Source organism: Burkholderia sp. Tr-20390 (genome assembly GCF_017104595.1).
Classification (GTDB): Bacteria; Pseudomonadota; Gammaproteobacteria; order Burkholderiales; family Burkholderiaceae; genus Burkholderia.
Genome location: NZ_JAAGPC010000067.1, coordinates 1 through 20842, shown reverse-complemented (window position 1 = coordinate 20842; position 20842 = coordinate 1). Strand labels below are relative to the sequence as shown.

Sequence of the window (20842 nt, the reverse complement as noted above, 5' to 3'; positions counted from 1 at the left end):
ACCGATCGCGAGTCGACGCCCTATGTGGAGCTACATCCTCAAACGCCTGCTGCTGATGATCCCGACGCTCATCGGCGTGCTGACCCTCACGTTCGCGGTGATCCAGTTCGTGCCGGGCGGCCCCGTCGAACAGGCCGTGCAGGAATTGCGCAAGGGCGCGACGGAGCAGGGCGCGGTGCCGTTCGGGATGCGTGCGCACACCGGCGTCGACGCGCAGCAGCTCGCGCAGCTCAAGGCGCTCTACGGCTTCGACAAACCGCCGCTGGAGCGCTACTGGCTGATGCTCAAGCGCTTCGCGCGCTTCGATCTCGGCGAAAGCTACTTCCGCCACCAGAGCGTGTGGTCGCTGGTCGTGCAGAAGCTGCCCGTGTCGATCAGCATCGGGCTGTGGACGTTCTTCCTCACGTACCTGATATCGGTGCCGCTCGGCATCGCGAAGGCCGTGCGCAACGGCTCGCCGTTCGATGTCGCGACGAGCCTCGTCGTGCTCGTCGGCTATGCGATTCCGGGCTTCGTGCTCGGCGTGCTGCTGCTCGTGCTGTTCGGCGGCGGCTCGTTCTGGCAGCTGTTCCCGCTGCGCGGGCTCACGTCGGACAACTTCGCGCAGCTGTCGCTCGTCGGCAAGGTGCTCGACTATCTGTGGCACATCGCGCTGCCGATCACGGCGTCGGTCGTCGGCAGCTTCGCGGTCGTCACGATGCTGACGAAGAATGCGTTCCTCGACCAGATCCGCCGGCAATACGTGCTGACCGCGCGTGCGAAGGGGCTTTCCGAGCGCAACGTGCTGTGGAAGCACGTGTTTCGCAATGCGATGCTGCCGCTGATCGTCGGCTTTCCGGCCGCGTTCATCGGCGCGTTCTTCACCGGCAGCCTGCTGATCGAGACGCTGTTCTCGCTCGACGGCCTCGGGCTGCTGTCGTACGAGTCGGTCGTGCGGCGCGACTATCCGGTCGTGCTCGGCACGCTCTATCTGTTCACGCTGATCGGGCTCGCGACCAAGCTGATCTCCGATCTCTGCTATGTGTGGGTCGATCCGCGCATTCAATTCGACACCCTGGAGCGCTGACATGAAACCGTCCGTCTGCATGCCCGGCGTCACCGGGCGAGGTGCGCGATGAACCGGGCCGTCGTGTCCTCCCGCATCGACGCGGCGCGCGCCCGCGTGTCGCCGTCGCCCGCGCGCCGCGTATGGCAGCGCTTCAGGCAGCAACGCCTCGGCTACTGGAGCTTCGTGATCTTTTTCGTGGCGTTCGCCGTGAGCGTGGCGGCGCCGCTGTGGTCGAACGACAAGCCGCTCGTCGTGCGTTACGACGGCCAGACCTATTTCCCGCTGTTCCACGCGTATCCGGAGACGACCTTCGGCGGCGACTTCCCGACGCCGGCCGACTATCTCGATCCATACGTGCGCAAGCGGCTCGAGGCGCCCGGCAACTTCGTCGTCTACCCGCCGAACCGCTACTACTACGACACGCTGAACTATTTCTCGAACGTGCCGAACCCCGCGCCGCCGTCGCGTGCGAACTGGCTCGGCACCGACGCGCAGGGGCGCGACCTGCTCGCGCGGCTCGTGTACGGGTTCCGCGTGTCGGTCGAGTTCGGGCTGATCCTGACCGTGATCGGCACGCTGCTCGGGATCGCCGCGGGCGCCGTGCAGGGCTTCTTCGGCGGGCGCATCGACATCGTCGGGCAGCGGCTGATCGAGATCTGGAGTTCGCTGCCCGAGCTGTACCTGCTGATCATCTTCGCGTCGATCTTCGAGCCGAGCTTCCTGCTGCTGATCGTGCTGCTGTCGCTGTTCGGCTGGATCGGGCTCGCCGACTACGTGCGCGCGGAATTCCTGCGCAACCGCACGCAGGACTACGTGCGCGCGGCGCGCGCGATGGGCCTCACGAACTGGCAGATCATCTGGCGCCACGTGCTGCCGAACAGTCTCACGCCGGTGATCACGTTCCTGCCGTTCCGGATGAGCGGCTCGATCCTCGCGCTCACGAGCCTCGATTTCCTCGGGCTCGGCGTGCCGCCGCCGACCCCGAGCCTCGGCGAGCTGCTCGCGCAGGGCAAGGGCAACCTCGACGCGTGGTGGATCTCGCTGTCGACCTTCGGCGTGCTGGTCGCGACGCTGCTGCTGCTGACCTTCATGGGCGATGCGCTGCGCAACGCACTCGACACGCGGATTGCCGATTCGGTGCGCGCGGCGGGAGGCCAGCGATGAGCGAACCGGTCGTATCGACGCAGCGCGAGCCGCTGCTGGCGCTCGAGCATCTGCACGTGCGCTTCGGCGACACGGTCGCGGTGGACGACGTGACGCTCGCGATCGGCCGCGGCGAGCGCGTCGCGCTGGTCGGCGAGTCGGGGTCGGGCAAGAGCGTGACCGCGCTGTCGATCCTGCGGCTGTTGCGCGACGCGGACGTGAGCGGCACGATCCGCTTTGCCGGGCAGGACCTGACGGCCAAGAGCGAGCGCGAGATGCGCGGGTTGCGCGGCTCGGACATCGCGATGATCTTCCAGGAGCCGATGACCGCGCTCAACCCGCTGTATACGATCGGCGTGCAGATCGGCGAGACGATCGTGCTGCACGACGGCGTCTCGGCGGTCGAGGCGCGCAAGCGCGCGATCGCGTTGCTCGCGCGCACGGGCATCGCGGAGCCGGAGAAGCGCGTCGACAGCTATCCGCACCAGTTGTCGGGCGGCCAGCGCCAGCGCGCGATGATCGCGATGGCGCTCGCCTGCCGGCCGCGGCTGCTGCTGGCCGACGAGCCGACCACCGCGCTCGACGTGACGATCCGCGCGCAGATCGTCGACCTGCTGCTGGAATTGCAGCGCGAGGAGGCGGAAAAGCGCGGCATGGCGATCCTGCTGATCACGCACGACCTGAATCTCGTGCGGCACTTCGCGGATCGTGTCGCGGTGATGGAGCACGGCCGGCTCGTCGAGAGCGGGCCCGTCGAACGGATCTTCGCGGAACCCGAGCATCCGTACACGCAGCGGCTCTTGAACAGCCGGCCGCAACGCGCGGTCACGCCGGTGATGCCGATCGCGCCCGTCGTGCTCGACGCGCAGCACGTGAGCGTGCAGTTCGCACGCAAGCGGCCGGGCATCGCGGGCTGGTTCGGCTCGGTGCCGGTGACGGCCGTAGCCGACGTGTCGGTGTCGGTGCGGCAGGGCGAGACGCTCGGCATCGTCGGCGAATCGGGGTCGGGAAAGTCGACGCTCGCGATGGCGCTGCTCGGCCTGCAGAAGACGGCCGGCGGCACGATCGAATTCCAGGGGCGCGCGCTGTCGACCTATCGCGGCCGCGAACAGACCGCGCTGCGCTCGAACATGCAGGTCGTCTTTCAGGATCCGTTCAGTTCGCTTTCGCCGCGTCACACGATCGAGCGGATCGTCGGCGAGGGGCTCGAGCTGCATCGCCCGGACATGACGCCCGACGCGCGGCGTGAGAAGTCGCTCGCGGTGCTGCGCGAAGTCGGCCTCGACCGCACGGTGCTGCACCGTTATCCGCACGAATTCTCGGGCGGGCAGCGCCAGCGGATCGCGATCGCGCGAGCGCTGGTGCTGGAGCCGCGCATCCTGATCCTCGACGAGCCGACGTCCGCGCTCGACGTGTCGATCCAGCAGCAGGTGCTGAAACTGCTCGCGAATTTGCAACAGAAATACAACCTCGGCTATGTCTTCATCAGCCATGACCTCGAGGTGATCGGGGCGATGGCGCACCGCGTCGCGGTGATGCAGGACGGGGCCGTCGTCGAGTCGGGGGAGGTGGCCGACATCTTCGCCAGGCCGTCACATCCTTACACACAAAAGCTGTTGAAAGCGGTCTGGAAAGCGTGATAGGCGGCCAATGGTCTGACTATCTCGATTGTATTTATTAATTTGTTTTGACAAACGATTACGCGCTGGCTAGTATCGACCGAAATTTTCCGCCAATCAGCTGATTTTTAAGCACATTCCATCGACCAATGCAGCATCGATCCCTGACCCAGGCATGCGCGCGCACCATCGCCGGGCTGTTCATCGGCGCCCTGTTTGCAGCAGCTCCCGGCGCGTTCGCCGACGAAGTCAGCAGTTTTAACCAGAATGTCACGAATTCGACGCAGAACGCGTCGAGTTCCTCCCTCCAGCAGACCAGCGCGCAGCCGTCGAGCGGCGGCGCGAAGTCGTTCCTCGCGGGCATGGCCGGCAAGGCTGGCGACGTGGTCGTCGGCGCGCTGAACATGATCGGCGTGCGCTATCGCTGGGGCGGCAACTCGCCGGATTCGGGCCTCGACTGCAGCGGCTTCGTGCGCTACGTGTTCCAGGACACCCTCGGCATGTCGCTGCCGCGTCGTGCGGAAGAGATGAGCCGCGTCGGCGAGAAGGTGAGCATGAGCAACCTCAAGCCGGGCGATCTCGTGTTCTTCAACACGATGCGCCGTACGTTCTCGCACGTCGGCATCTACATCGGCGACAACAAGTTCGTGCATTCGCCGTCGACGGGCAGCACCATCCGCGTCGACGATCTCGACAGCGGCTACTGGGAAAAGCGTTTCACCGGCGCGCGCCGGCTCGAATCGGAGTTCCCGATGAAGCCGGAAGACCTGCGTCAGCGCGTGCGTGCGACGATCGGCGACGATTCGGCGAACGGCAACAACTGACGTTCGACGGCCGGTCCGGCCGGGTCGAAAAAACCCTGTCACCGAAAGGCGGCAGGGTTTTTTGTTTTGGGGCGATGCAAACGGTGAGCTGAAAACCGTTTCGCCGTTGGCAGGCCGGCGGCGCGCGCCGGCCCGCGCATCGCGTGATTACGCGGCAGCCACGCCCCGCGCTGCCGCGAGCTTGCGCTGCAGTTCCGGCATGATCCGCGCGACGGCTTCCTCGCCCGCGAGAATCGCCGCGTTGCGCTGGTTGAAGTCGCTGCCGCCCATCGCGTTGAGATTCGGGCGGATCACGACGTCCGCATACTTGTCGAGCTCGTAGGTCTTGATCGTCTGGCCCATGATCGTGAAGGTCTGCAGCAGCATCTCGATCGGGTTGTTGGTTGCCGCGCCGTCCGGCCGGGACGAGATGTCGACCGCGATCACGAAGCTCGCGCCCATCTTGCGCGCATACGACGCGGGCACCGGGCTCACGAGGCCGCCATCCACATACTCGCGGTTGCCGATCTTCACCGGCTCGAACACCGACGGCACGCTGCACGATGCGCGCACCGCGAGCCCCGTATTGCCTTGCTGGAACAGGATCGGCTGGCCGTTCTGCAGATCGGTCGCGACGATGCCGAGCGGTTTCGCCATCTTCTCGATCGGCCGGTTGTTGAGGGTCTTGTTCAGGAAGTTCTGCAGCGCCACGCCCTGCAGCAGCCCGCGCGAGCGGAACGGCAGCGCCCAGTCGCTGATCGCCGCCTGGTCCATGTCGAGCGCGATCTTGTTGATCTGAAGAGCGCTCATGCCCGATGCATAGAGTGCGCCGACCACCGAGCCCGCGCTCGTGCCCGCGACGATCTCGATCGGGATGCCACGCGCCTCGAGCGCCTTCAGCACGCCGATGTGCGAGAAGCCGCGCGCGGCGCCGCCGCCGAGGGCGATGCCGATCTTCACCGGCTTTTCCTGCGGCAGTGCGGCGCCGGGGCGGGATTTGTCGCCGAACGACGTGCAGGCGGCGAGGCTGGCGGACGCGGCGGCGATCGTGAAGTGGCGGCGCGACAGGCGAGGGGACGACATCGAATGGTTCTCCGGCGGCTTGGCGGCGGGTGTCACGGCCCGCGGCGGCGATAGGTTCCGAGCGGCCGCGCAGGGGGTCCGTGCGGCCGGCGCCGCGCCGGCTGGCGGCCGCGGCGCGCACATCATAAAGCAAGCGGCGCGCTTGGCGCGATGTCCGGCGCGAGTATAATTCCGGCTTCTTTCCCGTTCCGGGCGTCGCCGGCCCCGTTGCTGTCCGGGCTGCCGCCGTCGATCCCGCGTCGAATCATTCATGCGCCCCAGGCGTTCGAGTTACCGTTTATGACCCGTCCTGTCCGTACCCGCTTCGCGCCGAGTCCCACCGGCTTCATCCACCTCGGCAACATCCGCTCCGCGCTCTATCCGTGGGCGTTCGCCCGCAAGATGAAGGGCACGTTCGTGCTGCGCATCGAGGATACCGACGTCGAGCGTTCGTCGCAGGAAGCGGTCGACGCGATCCTCGAAGGGATGCAATGGCTCGGCCTGGATTTCGACGAAGGCCCGATCTACCAGATGCAGCGGATGGACCGCTATCGCGAGGTGCTCGCGCAGATGCTCGAGAAGGGCCTCGCGTACCCGTGCTACATGTCGGCCGAGGAACTCGACGCGCTGCGCGAACGCCAGCGCGAGGCCGGCCTGAAGCCGCGCTACGACGGCACGTGGCGGCCGGAGCCCGGCAAGGTGCTGCCGGAGCCGCCGGCCGGCGTGAAGCCGGTGCTGCGCTTCCGCAATCCGTTGACCGGCACGGTCGTGTGGGACGACGCCGTGAAAGGGCGTGTCGAGATCTCGAACGAGGAACTCGACGACCTCGTGATCGCGCGCCCGGACGGCACGCCGATCTACAACTTCTGCGTGGTGGTGGACGACATGGACATGGGCATCACGCACGTGATCCGTGGCGACGACCACGTGAACAACACGCCGCGCCAGATCAACATCCTGAATGCGCTCGGCGGCGAGCCGCCCGTCTATGCGCACCTGCCGACCGTGCTGAACGAGCAGGGCGAGAAGATGAGCAAGCGGCATGGCGCGATGAGCGTGATGGCGTATCGCGACGCGGGCTTCCTGCCTGAAGCCGTCGTCAACTATCTCGCGCGCCTCGGCTGGTCGCACGGCGACGCGGAGATCTTCTCGCGCGAGCAGTTCGTCGAATGGTTCGATCTCGAGCATCTCGGCAAGTCGCCCGCGCAGTACGACCACAGCAAGCTGAGCTGGCTGAACGCGCATTACATCAAGGAAGCCGACAACGCACGCCTCGCCGAACTGGCGAAGCCGTTCCTCTCCGCCCTCGGCATCGACGATGCGGCGATCGCGACCGGCCCTGCGCTCGAAGCGGTGGTCGGGCTGATGAAGGATCGTGCGACGACGGTCAAGGAGATCGCGGAAGGCGCCGCGATGTTCTATCGTGTGCCGGCACCGGAAGCCGATGCGCTCGCGCAGCACGTGACCGATGCGGTGCGTCCGGCGCTGGCCGATCTCGTCGCCGCGCTGAAGGCGGCCGACTGGACGAAGGAGGCCGTGTCCGCCGCGCTGAAGTCGACGCTCGGCACGCACAAGCTGAAGATGCCGCAACTGGCGATGCCGGTGCGTCTGCTGGTGGCGGGTACGACGCATACGCCGTCGATCGATGCAGTGCTCGTGCTGTTCGGCCGCGATGTCGTGGTGTCGCGCATCGAGGCGGCACTGGCCTGAGGTTCGAGGGCGAGCGAAGCTGCCCGTGCGTGTCATCGCGGCAGCTTCGCAAAAAATTTCGCTCGAATCGCAAAAAGGGTATTTACAAGTTCAAAGTAGCTCCATATAATCTCATTTCTGTTCTGCAAGGGGGTATAGCTCAGCTGGGAGAGCGCTTGCATGGCATGCAAGAGGTCAGCGGTTCGATCCCGCTTACCTCCACCATCAGAACAAGCTGAGTTGATTTGCGAAGCACGGGTAGTAATAAATGCTTCACAAAATGATTCAAAGCAGTTAGAATTTCGGCCTTCGCTGTTGATTGAAAAGTGAATAGCGAAAGTCAGACAGATCTGAAAAGATTTTGTCCCCTTCGTCTAGAGGCCTAGGACATCACCCTTTCACGGTGAGTACAGGGGTTCGAATCCCCTAGGGGACGCCAGATTCAGCGGCGTTTCGTAGAAATGTCGCAACGCTTGCAGGAACGTAACCGACGTCCTGCGGGTGAGGGTAAGAAAGCTGGAGCGGTAGTTCAGTCGGTTAGAATACCGGCCTGTCACGCCGGGGGTCGCGGGTTCGAGTCCCGTCCGCTCCGCCAGAACGAAGCCCGTTCAAGACGTTTTTGAGCGGGCTTTTGTATTAAGGATGTAAGCAGTACGTTGTCCCCTTCGTCTAGAGGCCTAGGACATCACCCTTTCACGGTGAGTACAGGGGTTCGAATCCCCTAGGGGACGCCAGATTCAGCGGCGTTTCATCGAAGTGTCGCAACACCTGCAGGAACGTGACGATGTCCTGCAGGTGAGGGTAAGAAAGCTGGAGCGGTAGTTCAGTTGGTTAGAATACCGGCCTGTCACGCCGGGGGTCGCGGGTTCGAGCCCCGTCCGCTCCGCCAGAACGAAGCCCGTTCAAAGAACGATTTTTGAACGGGCTTTTGCATTAAAGATGTAAGCAGTACGTTGTCCCCTTCGTCTAGAGGCCTAGGACATCACCCTTTCACGGTGAGTACAGGGGTTCGAATCCCCTAGGGGACGCCAGATTTCGGCGTCGTTCGAACAAACGATGCGCCGGCAGGAAGTAACCGACGCCTGCCAGGCAAGTAGCAAGACTGGAGCGGTAGTTCAGTCGGTTAGAATACCGGCCTGTCACGCCGGGGGTCGCGGGTTCGAGTCCCGTCCGCTCCGCCAAAAAAATGAAGAAGCCCGCCTTGTGCGGGCTTTTTCATTTGCATCGTCCGTTGCGCCCGCTTGCGGGCGCGTGAATGCGGAGTGGAGGAAGCTGCCTGCGCAGCTTCCGGCGGGACTCGAAGGGCTGCGCTTGCAAGCGCAGCCGCGGCCTGCGGGATGTAGGCGAGTCCCGTCCGCTCCGCCAGAAAATGAAGAAGCCCGCCTTGCGCGGGCTTTTTCATTTGCGTCTTCGGTTGCGCTCGCTTGCGGGCGCGTAACCTCCGGTCATCCGGCGTCGAGCCGCTACGAGAAATCCGCGATTGCATCCGCACGCGACTGCGCTATCGTGGCGGGATGCGTTCTTGACCCCTGCGCGATGCTCGATCCGACCGACCTGCGACTCCTGTATCAGCTCCGGCCCGCGGAGGCTGGCGATTTTCCGTTTGCCGAAGCGCTGACGCACGGCAACATGGGCGGCTACTACAAGCGCCATGGGCTCGTGTGGCGCAGCGACCTGTTCTACGCGAGCTGGCGCGAATCCGAGAACTTCATCCTCGAGGCCGATGGCGAGCGCATCGGCGTGCTGCGCGTGACCGAGGAAGGCGACTCGCTGCACATCCGCGACGTGCAGATCGCGGCCGGTCATCGCGGGCAGGGCGCCGGCACCTACATGCTCGACATGTCGCACCGCTGGGCGCGTGCGCGCGGGCTGCACGAACTGCAACTGCGCGTGTTCGTCGACAATCCGGCCGCGCGTCTCTACCTGCGCATGGGCTATCAGGTCGCCGGGTCGCGGCTCGCGCAACTGGGCTCGATCCGCCACATGGTGCGACCGGTCTGAAGTCCTGACGACCTGAAGCGACGCGTTCAGCGGGCAGCGTCGATCGCGTCGTCGTCCGGCATTTCGTCGTCTGCGCGGCTGCCTTCCGGGCCGCGGTGCTCGTAGCCGCGCAGCATGAATGCGCGCGGGCTTTCGCCGAATGCACGCCTGAACATCGCCGAAAACGCGCTCTGGCTCTGGTAGCCGAGTTCGCGCGCGATATGCGACAGCGGGCGTCCCTGGTTCAGCAGCGGAATGGCCCGCGCCAGCAGCGCCTGCTGGCGCCACTGCGAAAAGCTCACTCCCAGTTCCTGCTTGAAGAGCCGCGAAATCGTGCGCGTGCTGGCGCCGACCTCGCTGGCCCAATGCTCGAGGGACTCCGCGTGGGCCGGGTGCGCGAGGACCGATTCGCACAGCATGCGCAGCCTTTTTTCGTCGGGCATCGGCACCGCGAGCGGCAGCGGCTCGGCGTGACTCAGCTCATCGAGCACGAGCCCGCACAGCAGGCGCTCGCGCGTGGTGCTCAGGTCGCGCGCGTCGAGTGCGACGATCAGTTCGCGCAGGAGTCCCGTCACCTCGACGACGCGGCACGCGTCGAGCCCGTCCGGCACGATCGACTCGTCGATATACAGCGTGCGCAAATACGCCTCTTCGACGATCACGACCTCGTGCGTCACGCGCGGCGGCACCCAGATCGCGCGGGACGGCGGCACCATCCAGGTCGTGCCGGTCGTCGCGACGCGCAGCACGCCGCGCGACGCGTACGCGAGCTGCGCCCACGCATGCGTATGCAGCGGGATGCGGTGGCCGGTATTGACCTGCCGTGCGCGCACGCGCATCGGATGGACGGCGGTCGGCGCGAATTCGGGCGGAATGTCGATGACGTACGGGTTCGGTACGTCGGCTTGGAACGGCGGGTTCATGGACGATTCGGGCAGCGCGGCGGCGATGCCGTTATTGTAGAAGGCGCCGCGAACGTGCATGCGGCGGTTTGTCGGGCGATCATGCCGCGTTCAAATGAACTTTGTGTGGGGCTCCGGCGATTTCCGGACTGCCCCGGGGCCGGGCGCGCTGGCGGGTTCGAACCATCCGGCCGGTATCGTGGTCTATCGAGGCGCGGGCGATTTCGCCACGAATCGCGTGCGGACACGGCACCATACGAAACAAAGAGGAGAACCACGATGCGCTACGTATTCGTCTACGGCACCCTGAGAAACGGGGAGGTCAACGACATCGGCCACGCGGCCGCCAGGCACGGGATTGCCGCACCGACGCTGCTCGGCGCCGTCGCGCTGCCGGGCGAACTGTACGATTTCGGTACCTATCCGGGAATGATTGCCGGGTCGGCCGACAAGTCGCTGGTGTGGGGCGACGTCTACGAGGTCGACGACCAACTCGTTCCCGTGCTCGACGAGATCGAGCGCGTGTATCCGGGCGTCGACTCGCTGTTCAAGCCGGAAGACGTGATCGTCGAGCTCGGCGGCCGGCAGTACGCCTGCCTTTACTATCCGGTCGCCGCGCACGCGATTGCGGGGCGTCCGCGCATTGCGTCGGGCGACTGGGTTCAGCATCGGCGCGAGCGGGAAGCCGTGTGACCGGTTGCACGGCAGCCGCGGTAGCGGATCCTGTCGCAAAAGAAAAAACGCCCCGCGGGGCGTTTTTTTGATGCAGCCATCGCACGCGACCGGCGCCGACGCAGGGCCGGCCCCGGTCGAGGCGGGCAGCGATGTCAGATTTCCTCGTACAGCGGCAGCGTCAGGAATTCGGTGAAGCCTTCCGACGTCGACATCTGCTCGAAGATCGCCGCGGCGCGTTCGTACGGCTGCGTGTTGCCGCCGACCGAGCGCTTCACGTTGTCGAGTTCGGCCTTCGAGAGTTCACGCACCAGTTCGGCGGTGACCTTACGGCCGTCGTCGAGCACGCCCTTCGGCGAGCGGATCCATTGCCACACCTGCGAACGGGAGATTTCGGCCGTGGCCGCGTCTTCCATCAGGTTGTGGATCGGCACGCAGCCGTTGCCGTCGAGCCAGGCGCCGAGGTAGTGGATGCCGACGTTGATGTTGTTGCGCAGGCCGGCTTCCGTGATCGGCGCTTCCGGCTGGAAGTCGAGCAGGTTCTTGCCTTCGACCTGCACGTCGTCGCGCTGCTTCGCGATTTGGTTCGGCTTGTCGCCGAGTACCTTGACGAACTCTTCCATCGCGATCGGCACGAGGCCCGGGTGGGCCACCCAGCCGCCGTCGTAGCCGTCGGTCGCGTCGCGCTGCTTGTCCGAGCGCACGCCGCCCATCGCCTTGTCGTTCGCTTCCGGATCGTTCTTGATCGGGATCAGCGCGCTCATCCCGCCGATCGCCGGCGCGTTGCGCTTGTGGCAGGTCTTCAGCAGCAGCAGCGCGTACGCGCGCATGAACGGCACCGTCATCGTGATCTTCGAACGCTCGGCGAGGCAGAAGTCGCGGTCGTTCTTGAACTTCTTGATGGCCGAGAAAATGTAGTCCCAGCGGCCGGCGTTCAGGCCCGAGCTGTGTTCACGCAGTTCGTACAGGATTTCGTCCATCTCGAACGCGGCGAGGATCGTCTCGATCAGCACCGTCGCGCGGATCGTGCCGCGCGGCACGCCGACGCCTTCCTGCGCGGCGACGAAGATGTCGTTCCACAGGCGCGCCTCGAGATGGCTTTCCATCTTCGGCAGGTAGAAGTACGGGCCCGAGCCGCGCGCGAGCAGTTCCTTCGCGTTGTGGAACAGGAACAGCGCGAAATCGAAGATGCCGCCGGACACGCGCTGGCCGTCGACCGTCACGTGCTTCTCGTCGAGGTGCCAGCCGCGCGGACGCACGATCAGCGTCGCGACCTTGTCGTTCAGCCGGTACGACTTGCCGTTCTGCTCGAGCGAGATCGTGCGGCGCACCGCGTCCTTCAGGTTGATCTGGCCGTCGATCTGGTTCGTCCAGCTCGGCGCGTTCGAATCCTCGAAGTCCGTCATGTACGAATCGGCGCCCGAGTTCAGCGCGTTGATGATCATCTTGCGCTCGACGGGGCCCGTGATCTCGACACGGCGGCATTGCAGGTCGGCCGGCAGCGGCGCGACTTTCCAGTCGCCTTCGCGGATCGCCTTCGTCTCGGCCAGGAAGTCGGGGCGCTCGCCCGCGTCGAGGCGTTTCGTGCGCTCGACGCGCGCCTGCAGCAGCGCCTGGCGGCGCGGTTCGAACGTGCGGTGCAGCGCTGCGACAAGTGCGAGCGCTTCGGGCGTCAGGATTGCTTCGTAACCCGGCTTGATTTCGCCGGTGATCGCCATGCCTTGCGGCAGCGTGATCGGGGTGCTCATGAGTCTCATCTCCTTGGTCGGTCAGTTGCGGTTTCGGTGAAGGGGGAAGGCGGCAGCGCTGCGAACGTCATGCACCCGGGCTGGGGCGCGTGCGGTTTGCGGGTCTGCCGGACGGAGCCGGGGTGGCGAGGAATGCGAGCAGGTCGGCCATGTCGGTGCCGGTGCCGTCGGGCGGCGCGCCGAGTTCCTCGGCGGGCGCGCCCGTGCGGTTGAGCCAGAACGTCGTGTAGCCGAACCAGACGGCGCCGGCGACGTCCCACGCGTTCGACGACACGAACACGATGCCGCGCCGGTTCGGACCGAACGCGTCGGTGCCGAGCGCGTACGCGGCCGGGCTCGGCTTGTACGCACGCACGGTGTCGGCCGACAGCACGCGATCGAACAGCCCGGACATGCCGGCGCTCTTGATCGCGATGTCGAGCATCTGCGGCGTGCCGTTCGACAGGATCCCGAGCGGCGGGCGCGGGTCGAGCGCGCGCAGCTTGCGCAGCGCGGGCACCGTATCGGGATAGGTGGACAGGCACGCGTATTCGTCCATCAGCCGCTTCTCGGCCGCGCTGTTCAGCGCGAGCCCGAGCCGGCGCGCGGCGAACCGCAGCGCGTCGAGCGTGATGTCCCGGAACGGGCGATAGCGGGCGCCGGCCGGATCGGCGAGCGTGCGCAGTTGCGAGTATTCGATTTGCTTGCGTCGCCACAACTGCGACAACCGTTCCCCGTGACCGGGAAACATCTGCTCCGCCGCGGCCAGGACCGCACGCACGTCGAACAACGTGCCGAATGCGTCGAAGAGGATTGCGTCGGGAGAGGAGAGTGTCGTTGTGGCCGACATAGCCTTGCGCTCCAGTTTCAGAGGTCAGGTGAATTCTATTCGTGATCGTATGTGCTAAAAAAGACGCTAAACATCACTTGATCTTTTACTTTCATCTACCTAATCTTGAGCGGTTTAAGCTATTTGAAGGGCGGCGGCGCCGTCCCTGCGAGTCATGGACCGGTTCAAGCAGATCGAAACGTTCGCCGCGGTCGCGGCAAAGGGCAGCCTGTCGGCGGCCGCGCACGCGGAAGGAGTCGCGCCCGCGATCATCGGCCGCCGGCTCGACGCGCTGGAGGAGCGGCTTGGCGTGAAGCTGCTGGTGCGCACGACGCGCAAGCTCACGCTGACGTTCGAGGGCTCGGCGTTCCTCGAGGATTGCCAGCGCGTCATCAACGACATGCAGAACGCGGAGGCGAGCGTGTCCGCCGGCGGCGTCAAGGCGAGCGGCCACCTGCGCATCTCTGCGCCGGCCGGCTTCGGCCGGCGGCACGTCGCGCCGCTCGTGCCCGAATTCAGCGTCGGGCATCCGGATGTCTCGGTCACGCTCGACCTGTCCGACCGGATGGTCGACCTCGTCAACGAGGGGTTCGATTGCGCGGTGCGGCTCGGCGAGCTGCCCGACTCGTCGCTCGTGTCGCTGAAGCTCGGCGAGAACCGTCGCGTGTGCGTCGCTTCGCCCGAGTATTTGGCTCGACGCGGCACGCCGGTCACGCTTGCCGAGCTGGCGCGGCACAACTGCCTCGCGCTCGCGGCAAACGCGAACCAGCAACGCGGCTGGACGTTCCAGGAGGACGGCAAGGTCGTGTCGATCCGCGTGAACGGCACGATGGAGTGCTCGGACGGTGCGGTGCTGCACGAGTGGTGCCTCGAAGGTCACGGCCTGGCGTGGCGCTCGTGGTGGGAGGTCGGCGAGGACATCGCGGCCGGCCGGCTCGTCAGCGTGCTCGACGCATTCGCCGCCCCGCCGATCGGTATCCACGCGGTGTTTCCGCAACGTCGGCATCTGCCGCTGCGCGTGCGGCTGTTTCTCGATTACCTGAAGCACACGTACGAGCGGCCCGGTTATTGGGGCGAGTAGGCGGCGGCCAGCCGCGCGTTTCCGATATGAGGGCGAACCCGCTGCGCGGCCCGGCCGCGTGCTTTCACGTCCTACAATCGAAACAGGCATGCCCCACGCGACGCAGCCGGACCGCCCGGACGCGCGGCGCGCGGAGTGCGATTGACGAAGGAGGGCGCGATGTTCCGGCACATCCTCGTTCCAACCGACGGTTCCGAACTGTCGCAGAAGGCGATCGACGGCGCGATCGACCTGGCGCGCGCGGTCGGTGCGCGGGTCACGGCCTACGCGTGCCTGCCGCAGTATCCGTACTCGCCGTTTTCCGAAGTGATCATCGAGCCGCCCGCCGATTTCCGGGCGCGCAGCGAGCGCGAGGCGCGTGCGCACCTCGACGACGTCGAATCGGCTGCGAAGGCGGCCGGCGTCGAGTGCGACACCTGGACGAGCGTGCATCCGTCGCCGTATCTCGGCATCATCGAGGCGGCCGAACGCGGCGGCTGCGACGTGATCTTCATGGCGTCCCACGGACGCCGCGGGCTCGGCAGCTTGCTGATCGGCAGCGAGACGCAGCGCGTGCTGACCCATACGAAAATTCCGGTGATCGTGTATCGGTAGGGCGGCGCCCTGGAAAAAGGGCGCGCCGGACGAAGCCGGCGCGCGTCGTTGCTGGCGGCCCGCAGGCCGCGCGGCCGGTCGCGCGATCGGGATCGTGCGCCTGCCGTCTCCTCCCTGATTGTTGTCCGGTGGCCGATGCCGCGCCGCCGCGAGACGCGGCGGGCATCGGCACGACGCGTGGCGCGTCGTGCTTTTCGGCTTACGCGACCTTCTTGCCGTCGAAGAACTGCTCGTCTTCGGTCGAGCCGTGCAGCGCAGTGGTCGATGCTTCGCGCTCGACCGTCTGCGTCACGGCGTCGAAGTAGCCGGTGCCGACTTCGCGCTGGTGCTTGACGGCCGTGAAGCCCTTGTCCGCGGCTGCGAACTCGGCCTGCTGCAGTTCGACGAACGCGCTCATCTGCGTGCGGGCATAGCCGTGTGCGAGGTTGAACATCGAGTAGTTCAGCGCATGGAAGCCGGCCAGCGTGATGAACTGGAACTTGTAGCCCATCGCGCCGAGTTCCTTCTGGAACTTCGCGATCGTCGCGTCGTCGAGGTTCTTCTTCCAGTTGAACGACGGCGAGCAGTTGTACGACAGCAGCTTGCCCGGGAACTGCTTGTGGATCGCTTCCGCGAACTTCTTCGCGTATTCGAGATCCGGCTTGCCCGTTTCGCACCAGACCAGGTCGGCGTACGGCGCGTACGCGAGACCGCGCGAGATCGCCTGCTCGATGCCCGGCTTCGTGCGGAAGAAGCCTTCCACCGTGCGCTCGCCCGTCAGGAACGGCTTGTCGTTGTCGTCGACGTCGGACGTGATCAGGTCGGCTGCTTCCGCGTCGGTGCGGGCGACCAGCAAGGTCGACGTGCCCATTACGTCAGCCGCGAGACGCGCAGCCGACAGCTTCGCGACAGCCTCTCGCGTCGGCACGAGCACCTTGCCGCCCATGTGGCCGCACTTCTTCACCGAAGCGAGCTGGTCCTCGAAGTGGACGCCCGACGCGCCGGCTTCGATCATCGCCTTCATCAGTTCGAACGCGTTCAGCACGCCGCCGAAACCGGCTTCCGCGTCGGCGACGATCGGTGCGAAGAAGTCGACATAGCCTTCGTCGCCCGGGTTCTTGCCTTCCGACCACTGGATCTGGTCGGCGCGCGTCAGCGTGTTGTTGATGCGCTTCACGACGAGCGGCACCGAGTTTGCCGGGTACAGCGACTGGTCCGGGTACATTTCGCCCGCGACGTTCGCGTCGCCGGCCACTTGCCAGCCGGACAGGTAGATCGCCTTCAGGCCGGCCTTCACCTGCTGCATCGCCTGGTTGCCGGTCAGTGCGCCGAGTGCGTTGACGAACGGCTCGTTGTTGACGAGGCTCCACAGTTTTTCCGCGCCGCGCTTGGCGAGCGTGTGCTCGATCGGAATCGAACCACGCAGGCGGACCACGTCTTCAGCCGAGTAGCTGCGCTTGATGCCCTTCCAGCGCGGATCGGTTTCCCATTGCTTTTGCAGTTCCTGTGCCTGTTGCTGTCGCGACATGATGAGCTCCTTGATGCGGTGCGATGCCTGATGGGTTGACTCTGACGGTGTTGAGGCTGTTCTCGAAGCCGGGCGCGGTGCGTTCCGGTTCGTGAGGTCTTGTATAAGAGTCTAGGCAAATCGACTGGAGCAGGACAGGGGGCCGGCCGAGAGGTGGGGTAAATTTTTAGTTGTTTTAAATCAATATCTTGAAATCATTATTTCAGGATAAGAAATGCTTTTTTCCATCCCGCAATCGCCCGGGTTGTGCCGCGCAGCATGATTTTTTACGACGCAAAAAAATTTTTCGCATCGTGAAATGTGGGGCGGGGCGAAAAAAAACCGGCGCGGATGCGCCGGTTGGCTGGATGGGCAGGGCGATTATCCGCGGGTCTGCCCTCCGTAGGGCGGCCGGTGGCCGCCCGTGCGTGCTTACGACGCGGAGTTGCTGCGACGCGGGCCGCCGCTGCGCTGGCCGTCGCGACGCGGGCCGCCGTCACGGCTGCCGCCCGGCTTGCCGCTCCAGCCGCCGCCATTGCCGCCGCCGTAGCTGCGGCCGTTGCCGTTACCGCTGCCGCCATAACCGCCGCCGGGCTTGCCGCCGAAACGACGACCGCCGTTACCGCCGCCCGGACGGCCACGGCCGCCGTTGCCGCCGTTACGCGGGGGCGCCTTGCGCGGCTCGAAGCCTTCGATCACGTTGACCGGCAGCGGCGCGCGCACGAAACGCTCGATGCGCTTGAGCGCGCCTTGCTCGGCGTGGTGCACGAGGCTCACTGCCGTGCCCGAACGGCCTGCACGGCCCGTACGGCCGATACGGTGCACGTAGTCTTCCGCGAACTTCGGCAGGTCGTAGTTGAACACGTGCGTGATGCCCGGGATGTCGATGCCGCGTGCCGCGACGTCGGTGGCCACCAGCACGCGCACACGGCGCTCGCGCAGCGCACGGATCGTGCGGTTACGCGCGCCCTGCGGCAGGTCGCCGTGCAGCGCGGCCGATTCGAAGCCTGCGTCGGCGAGACGGCCGGCGAGCTGGTCGGCGTCGATCTTGGTCGCCGTGAAGATGATCGCCTGGTCGAGCGCGTCGTCGCGCAGCAGGTGATCGAGCAGGCGATCCTTGTGGTCGCGGTCGTCGACGTAGTGCACGGTCTGCGCGATGTTCGCGCGCGACTCGAGGCGCTGCTGGATCTCGATGCGTTCCGGATCCTTCAGCAGGCGGCTCGTCAGCGAACCGATCTTGCCGTCGAGCGTGGCCGAGAACAGCATCGTCTGGCGCGATTCGGGGGTGGCGGCGACGATCGTTTCGATGTCGTCGATGAAGCCCATGTCGAGCATGCGGTCGGCTTCGTCCAGCACGAGCATCTTCAGCTCGGACAGGTCGATGCGGCCACGCTCGAGGTGGTCGAGCAGACGGCCCGGCGTGGCGACCAGGATTTCCGGGTTCTTCGCGAGCAGCATCAGCTGCTGGCCGTAGGCGACGCCGCCGAGGATGCTGACCGTGCGCAGGCGCTTCAGGTGCTTGCCGTAGGTCGTTGCGGCCGTGGTCACCTGCATCGCGAGTTCACGGGTCGGCGTCAGCACGAGCAGGCCCGGGCGCGCGACGGGTTGCGGGCGGCGCGCGCGGCGGTCGCCCTGGTTCGGTTCGCGCGGCGCGCGCGGTTGCTGCGCCTGCGCCTTCTGGAGCTGCGCGAAACGTTCGATCGCGGGCAGCATGAATGCGGCGGTCTTGCCCGAACCGGTCGGGCTCGAGACCAGCAGGTCACGGCCGGCGATGCCGGCCGGAATCGCGCGCTGCTGGACCGGCGTCGGCTTCACATAGCCGGCGGCCTGCAGCGCGGAGACGATCTCCGGCGACAACCCGAGCGACGCGAAGTTCGGCTCGTCCGACGCCGGTTCGACCGCGGCCGGTGCGGCGGCGTCGTCGAGACCGAGCGCCTGGTCGGCGATCGCGTTGAGCGGGCTGGAGTTGATGCTCGAAGTCATAACAATCCTTGAAACACAGTGGGTGAAACGTCGGCGCCAATCGCGCATACCCAAGTCGTCGGATTCAGCGAGCAAATCGGGAAACGGGTGCAATCCGCCGAACCGTCGGCGGATGAGGCATTAGAAGCTGTTTTGGGTGCGGCGCGCTTCAGGAGCGGGGCCGCCAGCCTAGTTGACGACCGCAAGGGTCGAAGCAGGAGGGGACAGGTTCTAAACCGGATTGGAGCTTAACGCTACGAGGCGTCAGGCCGGAACGGCTTGCGAGCCGAGCGCGGAAGATGACGCAGGCAGCATTATAAAGAGATTTGCTGCGCTGCGCCACTGATTTGATTGCCTATTGCGGCAGGGGGCGATTCGGTCAGGAAGCCGTGCCGTTCTTCAGCGATTCGACCAGTTCGATGTACTGCTGCTTCGCCGCATCCTGCGACGTGCCCTTCAGCGCATCCCAGGCGTCGTACTTGTATTTGCCGACGATGTCGGTGAAGCCCGGCTTGTCGCCATGGGCGTCGCCGTCGGTCGCCTGCTTGAAGAGGGCGTAAAGGCGCAGCAGGGTCAGGTTGCCCGGACGTTCCGTCAGTTGCTTGACGTCGATCTGGGCCTGGTCGAATTGGGCGGTGAGTTCGCTCATCGGGTGTCTCCGTAAGGGTTTCAGGTCGGGCGATCTTAACAAGCGGACCGCCGCGCGGGGTCGAGCGATCCTTCCAAACCGCCGCCCGGTGCGGCGCACACGCACGGATCGGGCCCGATCGCCCGTGGGAGCGGGGCGCCGCATTACAATGTCGCCCATGACGCAAACAGTGCTCCTCGCCATCGATACGTCGACCGAATACTGCTCGGTCGCGCTGCTGCGCTCGGCCCATGCCGATGACGCCGTTTCCACCCCGCAAACCTGGGTCCGCCACGAGCTGACGGGCGCCGTGTCGAGCACACGCGTGCTGCCGGCCATCCAGGACCTTTTCGCCGAATCGGGGCTGACGCTCGCCGATTGCGACGCGATCGCGTTCGGCGCAGGCCCCGGCTCGTTCACGGGCCTGCGTACCGCGACGGGCATCACCCAGGGGCTCGCGTTCGGACGCGGGCTGCCGGTCGTGCCGATCGGCACGCTGCTCGCGTGCGCCGAGCACGCGCGGCTGCGCGCGCCCGGCACGACCCGCGTGCTGGCCGCGCTGGATGCGCGGATGGATGAAGCCTACTGGGCGGATTTCGCGTGGGACGACAGCACCGGCGACTGGCGCACGCTGCATCCGGCCTCGCTCGATGCGCCGGGCGCCGTCGGCGTGCCCGATGTGCCGTTCACGCTCGCGGGCAATGCGGCCGCCGCGTTCGGCGCGCAGTTGCCGGCTGCGGCGCGTGCGGCCGTGATCGACGGCGACGCGATGCCGCACGCGCTGGCGGTCGCCCATGCCGCCCTGCGTGCGTTCCGCGCCGGCCGCGCGGTGCCGGCCGATCAGGCGGCGCCGGAGTACGTGCGCGACAAGGTCGCGCAGACCACTGCCGAGCGCGTCGCGGCACGGGCCGCGCAGACGGGCGGAGCGAAGGGATGACGGGCGTACTGCTGAGCGACCGCTATCTGGCGCCGATGACGGATGCCGATCTCGACGAGGTCGTCGCGATCGAGCACGTCGCGTACGAATTCCCGTGGAGCCGCGGCAATTTCGAGGATTCGTTGCGCAACGGCTATCTGGGCGTGTGCCTGCGGCACGTGACGGGTTCGTTGATCGGCTATTGCGTGCTGATGCCCGTGGTCGACGAGATGCACCTGCTGAACCTGTGCGTCGCGCCGGCCGCGCAGTGCGCGGGCGCGGGCCTGGCGCTGCTGCGCGAGGCCGTGCGCATTTCGCGCGCGGAAGGGCTCGACGGCGTGCTGCTCGAGGTGCGGCCGTCCAATCCGCGCGCGATCCATCTGTACGAGCGTTTCGGCTTCTTGACGATCGGCCGGCGCAAGAATTATTACCCGGCGAAGCATCGCAGCCGGGAGGACGCGATCGTGATGCGTCTGACGCTGAACAGGGACGAAGGGGACGCGCATGGCATGGGCTGAAGCGGCGCTCGAGGAAATGGGCCTCGCGCAGATCTGGGTGCGGCGCGGGCAAGGCGCGGATGAAGGCACGGACGAGGGCGCGGCAGCCGAAGCGCACGCCGCCGCACAAACCGGTGCGGTGGACGCCGCACCGGCCGTCGCGACCGGGCGGCCTGCGCGGACCGCGCGTACGCCGGTGCGGGA

General features: G+C 66.2%; 18 protein-coding genes, 7 tRNA genes and 1 pseudogene. 19 read left to right on the top strand and 7 right to left on the bottom strand.

The window, feature by feature from the left end:
* Positions 1-22: 22 nt before the first annotated feature.
* From G3N98_RS19630 to G3N98_RS19615, 4 genes are all read left to right on the top strand, one after another.
* A complete protein-coding gene (locus G3N98_RS19630) occupies positions 23-1066 on the top strand; it encodes an ABC transporter permease subunit (protein ID WP_089440466.1) in 1044 nt (347 codons plus the stop codon).
* 48 nt (positions 1067-1114) lie between these two features.
* Positions 1115-2212 (top strand): ABC transporter permease, encoded by a 1098-nt coding sequence (locus tag G3N98_RS19625; RefSeq protein ID WP_089495126.1) that lies wholly within the window; start codon positions 1115-1117, stop codon positions 2210-2212.
* Entirely contained in the window at positions 2209-3831 is a 1623-nt protein-coding gene (locus tag G3N98_RS19620) for a dipeptide ABC transporter ATP-binding protein (protein WP_089495125.1), read from the top strand. The genes G3N98_RS19625 and G3N98_RS19620 overlap by 4 nt, the downstream gene beginning before the upstream one ends.
* 128 nt (positions 3832-3959) lie before the next feature.
* Positions 3960-4634: a C40 family peptidase gene (locus G3N98_RS19615; RefSeq protein WP_069248306.1), complete on the top strand. Its 675-nt coding sequence runs from the start codon at positions 3960-3962 to the stop codon at positions 4632-4634.
* Between the two features lie 147 nt (positions 4635-4781).
* On the opposite strand, the gene G3N98_RS19610 is transcribed toward G3N98_RS19615, so the two are convergent.
* Positions 4782-5696: a patatin-like phospholipase family protein gene (locus tag G3N98_RS19610; RefSeq protein WP_089425949.1), complete on the bottom strand. Its 915-nt coding sequence runs from the start codon at positions 5694-5696 to the stop codon at positions 4782-4784.
* Between the two features lie 279 nt (positions 5697-5975).
* On the opposite strand from G3N98_RS19610, the gene gltX reads away from it, so the two are divergent.
* The 9 genes from gltX to G3N98_RS19565 all read left to right on the top strand — a co-directional run bounded on the left by gltX (position 5976) and on the right by G3N98_RS19565 (position 9365).
* The gene (gene gltX, locus G3N98_RS19605) at positions 5976-7385 is read left to right on the top strand and encodes a glutamate--tRNA ligase (protein WP_089456440.1); all 1410 of its coding nucleotides are present in this window, start codon (positions 5976-5978) and stop codon (positions 7383-7385) included.
* Between the two features lie 128 nt (positions 7386-7513).
* Positions 7514-7589: transfer RNA gene (locus G3N98_RS19600), tRNA-Ala, on the top strand.
* 138 nt (positions 7590-7727) lie between these two features.
* A tRNA-Glu gene (locus G3N98_RS19595) sits at positions 7728-7803 on the top strand.
* Between the two features lie 79 nt (positions 7804-7882).
* Positions 7883-7959: transfer RNA gene (locus G3N98_RS19590), tRNA-Asp, on the top strand.
* A gap of 63 nt (positions 7960-8022) precedes the next feature.
* Positions 8023-8098 (top strand) — tRNA-Glu (locus G3N98_RS19585).
* Between the two features lie 78 nt (positions 8099-8176).
* A tRNA-Asp gene (locus G3N98_RS19580) sits at positions 8177-8253 on the top strand.
* Between the two features lie 66 nt (positions 8254-8319).
* Positions 8320-8395, top strand: a tRNA-Glu gene (locus G3N98_RS19575).
* Between the two features lie 73 nt (positions 8396-8468).
* Positions 8469-8545: transfer RNA gene (locus tag G3N98_RS19570), tRNA-Asp, on the top strand.
* A 355-nt stretch (positions 8546-8900) separates the two neighbouring features.
* Entirely contained in the window at positions 8901-9365 is a 465-nt protein-coding gene (locus tag G3N98_RS19565; RefSeq protein ID WP_027787064.1) for a GNAT family N-acetyltransferase, read from the top strand.
* A 26-nt stretch (positions 9366-9391) separates the two neighbouring features.
* Here the strand turns inward: G3N98_RS19565 and G3N98_RS19560 are convergent, their stop codons facing one another.
* Positions 9392-10267, bottom strand: a complete 876-nt coding sequence (locus tag G3N98_RS19560; RefSeq protein WP_089425948.1) for a helix-turn-helix transcriptional regulator — start codon at positions 10265-10267, stop codon at positions 9392-9394.
* A 258-nt stretch (positions 10268-10525) separates the two neighbouring features.
* Here G3N98_RS19560 and G3N98_RS19555 point away from each other — a divergent pair, with 258 nt between their 5' ends.
* Positions 10526-10939, top strand: a complete 414-nt coding sequence (locus G3N98_RS19555) for a gamma-glutamylcyclotransferase family protein (RefSeq protein ID WP_206148951.1) — start codon at positions 10526-10528, stop codon at positions 10937-10939.
* A gap of 134 nt (positions 10940-11073) precedes the next feature.
* Here the strand turns inward: G3N98_RS19555 and aceB are convergent, their stop codons facing one another.
* Complete coding sequence (gene aceB, locus G3N98_RS19550; RefSeq protein ID WP_089440461.1) at positions 11074-12666, bottom strand: malate synthase A; 1593 nt, start codon at positions 12664-12666, stop codon at positions 11074-11076.
* Between the two features lie 67 nt (positions 12667-12733).
* Positions 12734-13495: a haloacid dehalogenase type II gene (locus G3N98_RS19545; protein WP_089473119.1), complete on the bottom strand. Its 762-nt coding sequence runs from the start codon at positions 13493-13495 to the stop codon at positions 12734-12736.
* A gap of 154 nt (positions 13496-13649) precedes the next feature.
* On the opposite strand from G3N98_RS19545, the gene G3N98_RS19540 reads away from it, so the two are divergent.
* Entirely contained in the window at positions 13650-14555 is a 906-nt protein-coding gene (locus G3N98_RS19540; RefSeq protein ID WP_089473118.1) for a LysR family transcriptional regulator, read from the top strand.
* Between the two features lie 159 nt (positions 14556-14714).
* On the top strand, positions 14715-15149 hold the full coding sequence (locus G3N98_RS19535; protein ID WP_175237106.1) for a universal stress protein: 435 nt from the start codon (positions 14715-14717) through the stop codon (positions 15147-15149).
* 199 nt (positions 15150-15348) lie between these two features.
* On the opposite strand, the gene aceA is transcribed toward G3N98_RS19535, so the two are convergent.
* The 3 genes from aceA to G3N98_RS19520 form a co-directional block, all read right to left on the bottom strand.
* Positions 15349-16656 carry an isocitrate lyase gene (aceA, locus tag G3N98_RS19530; protein WP_089473116.1) on the bottom strand — a complete coding sequence of 436 codons (1308 nt, stop codon included), beginning with the start codon at positions 16654-16656 and terminating at the stop codon, positions 15349-15351.
* A gap of 411 nt (positions 16657-17067) precedes the next feature.
* On the bottom strand, positions 17068-18618 hold the full coding sequence (locus G3N98_RS19525) for a DEAD/DEAH box helicase (RefSeq protein WP_089473115.1): 1551 nt from the start codon (positions 18616-18618) through the stop codon (positions 17068-17070).
* 358 nt (positions 18619-18976) lie between these two features.
* Positions 18977-19246, bottom strand: a complete 270-nt coding sequence (locus tag G3N98_RS19520) for an acyl-CoA-binding protein (RefSeq protein ID WP_011352486.1) — start codon at positions 19244-19246, stop codon at positions 18977-18979.
* Between the two features lie 148 nt (positions 19247-19394).
* On the opposite strand from G3N98_RS19520, the gene tsaB reads away from it, so the two are divergent.
* The 3 genes and pseudogenes from tsaB to G3N98_RS19505 all read left to right on the top strand — a co-directional run.
* A complete protein-coding gene (tsaB, locus tag G3N98_RS19515) occupies positions 19395-20162 on the top strand; it encodes a tRNA (adenosine(37)-N6)-threonylcarbamoyltransferase complex dimerization subunit type 1 TsaB (protein ID WP_089425706.1) in 768 nt (255 codons plus the stop codon).
* Positions 20159-20659: a ribosomal protein S18-alanine N-acetyltransferase gene (gene rimI / locus G3N98_RS19510; protein ID WP_206148950.1), complete on the top strand. Its 501-nt coding sequence runs from the start codon at positions 20159-20161 to the stop codon at positions 20657-20659. The genes tsaB and rimI overlap by 4 nt, the downstream gene beginning before the upstream one ends.
* Positions 20646-20842: pseudogene (locus G3N98_RS19505) on the top strand (uracil-DNA glycosylase); the annotation flags it as partial. The gene rimI and the pseudogene G3N98_RS19505, both read left to right, overlap by 14 nt.

Coding starts and splice junctions, on each gene's coding strand:
- G3N98_RS19630 (WP_089440466.1), top strand. CDS start 23: ATGTGGAGCTACATCCTCAAACGCCTGCTGCTGATGATCCCGACGCTC.
- G3N98_RS19625 (WP_089495126.1), top strand. CDS start 1,115: ATGAACCGGGCCGTCGTGTCCTCCCGCATCGACGCGGCGCGCGCCCGC.
- G3N98_RS19620 (WP_089495125.1), top strand. CDS start 2,209: ATGAGCGAACCGGTCGTATCGACGCAGCGCGAGCCGCTGCTGGCGCTC.
- G3N98_RS19615 (WP_069248306.1), top strand. CDS start 3,960: ATGCAGCATCGATCCCTGACCCAGGCATGCGCGCGCACCATCGCCGGG.
- G3N98_RS19610 (WP_089425949.1), bottom strand. CDS start 5,696: ATGTCGTCCCCTCGCCTGTCGCGCCGCCACTTCACGATCGCCGCCGCG.
- gltX (WP_089456440.1), top strand. CDS start 5,976: ATGACCCGTCCTGTCCGTACCCGCTTCGCGCCGAGTCCCACCGGCTTC.
- G3N98_RS19565 (WP_027787064.1), top strand. CDS start 8,901: ATGCTCGATCCGACCGACCTGCGACTCCTGTATCAGCTCCGGCCCGCG.
- G3N98_RS19560 (WP_089425948.1), bottom strand. CDS start 10,267: ATGAACCCGCCGTTCCAAGCCGACGTACCGAACCCGTACGTCATCGAC.
- G3N98_RS19555 (WP_206148951.1), top strand. CDS start 10,526: ATGCGCTACGTATTCGTCTACGGCACCCTGAGAAACGGGGAGGTCAAC.
- aceB (WP_089440461.1), bottom strand. CDS start 12,666: ATGAGCACCCCGATCACGCTGCCGCAAGGCATGGCGATCACCGGCGAA.
- G3N98_RS19545 (WP_089473119.1), bottom strand. CDS start 13,495: ATGTCGGCCACAACGACACTCTCCTCTCCCGACGCAATCCTCTTCGAC.
- G3N98_RS19540 (WP_089473118.1), top strand. CDS start 13,650: ATGGACCGGTTCAAGCAGATCGAAACGTTCGCCGCGGTCGCGGCAAAG.
- G3N98_RS19535 (WP_175237106.1), top strand. CDS start 14,715: ATGTTCCGGCACATCCTCGTTCCAACCGACGGTTCCGAACTGTCGCAG.
- aceA (WP_089473116.1), bottom strand. CDS start 16,656: ATGTCGCGACAGCAACAGGCACAGGAACTGCAAAAGCAATGGGAAACC.
- G3N98_RS19525 (WP_089473115.1), bottom strand. CDS start 18,618: ATGACTTCGAGCATCAACTCCAGCCCGCTCAACGCGATCGCCGACCAG.
- G3N98_RS19520 (WP_011352486.1), bottom strand. CDS start 19,246: ATGAGCGAACTCACCGCCCAATTCGACCAGGCCCAGATCGACGTCAAG.
- tsaB (WP_089425706.1), top strand. CDS start 19,395: ATGTCGCCCATGACGCAAACAGTGCTCCTCGCCATCGATACGTCGACC.
- rimI (WP_206148950.1), top strand. CDS start 20,159: ATGACGGGCGTACTGCTGAGCGACCGCTATCTGGCGCCGATGACGGAT.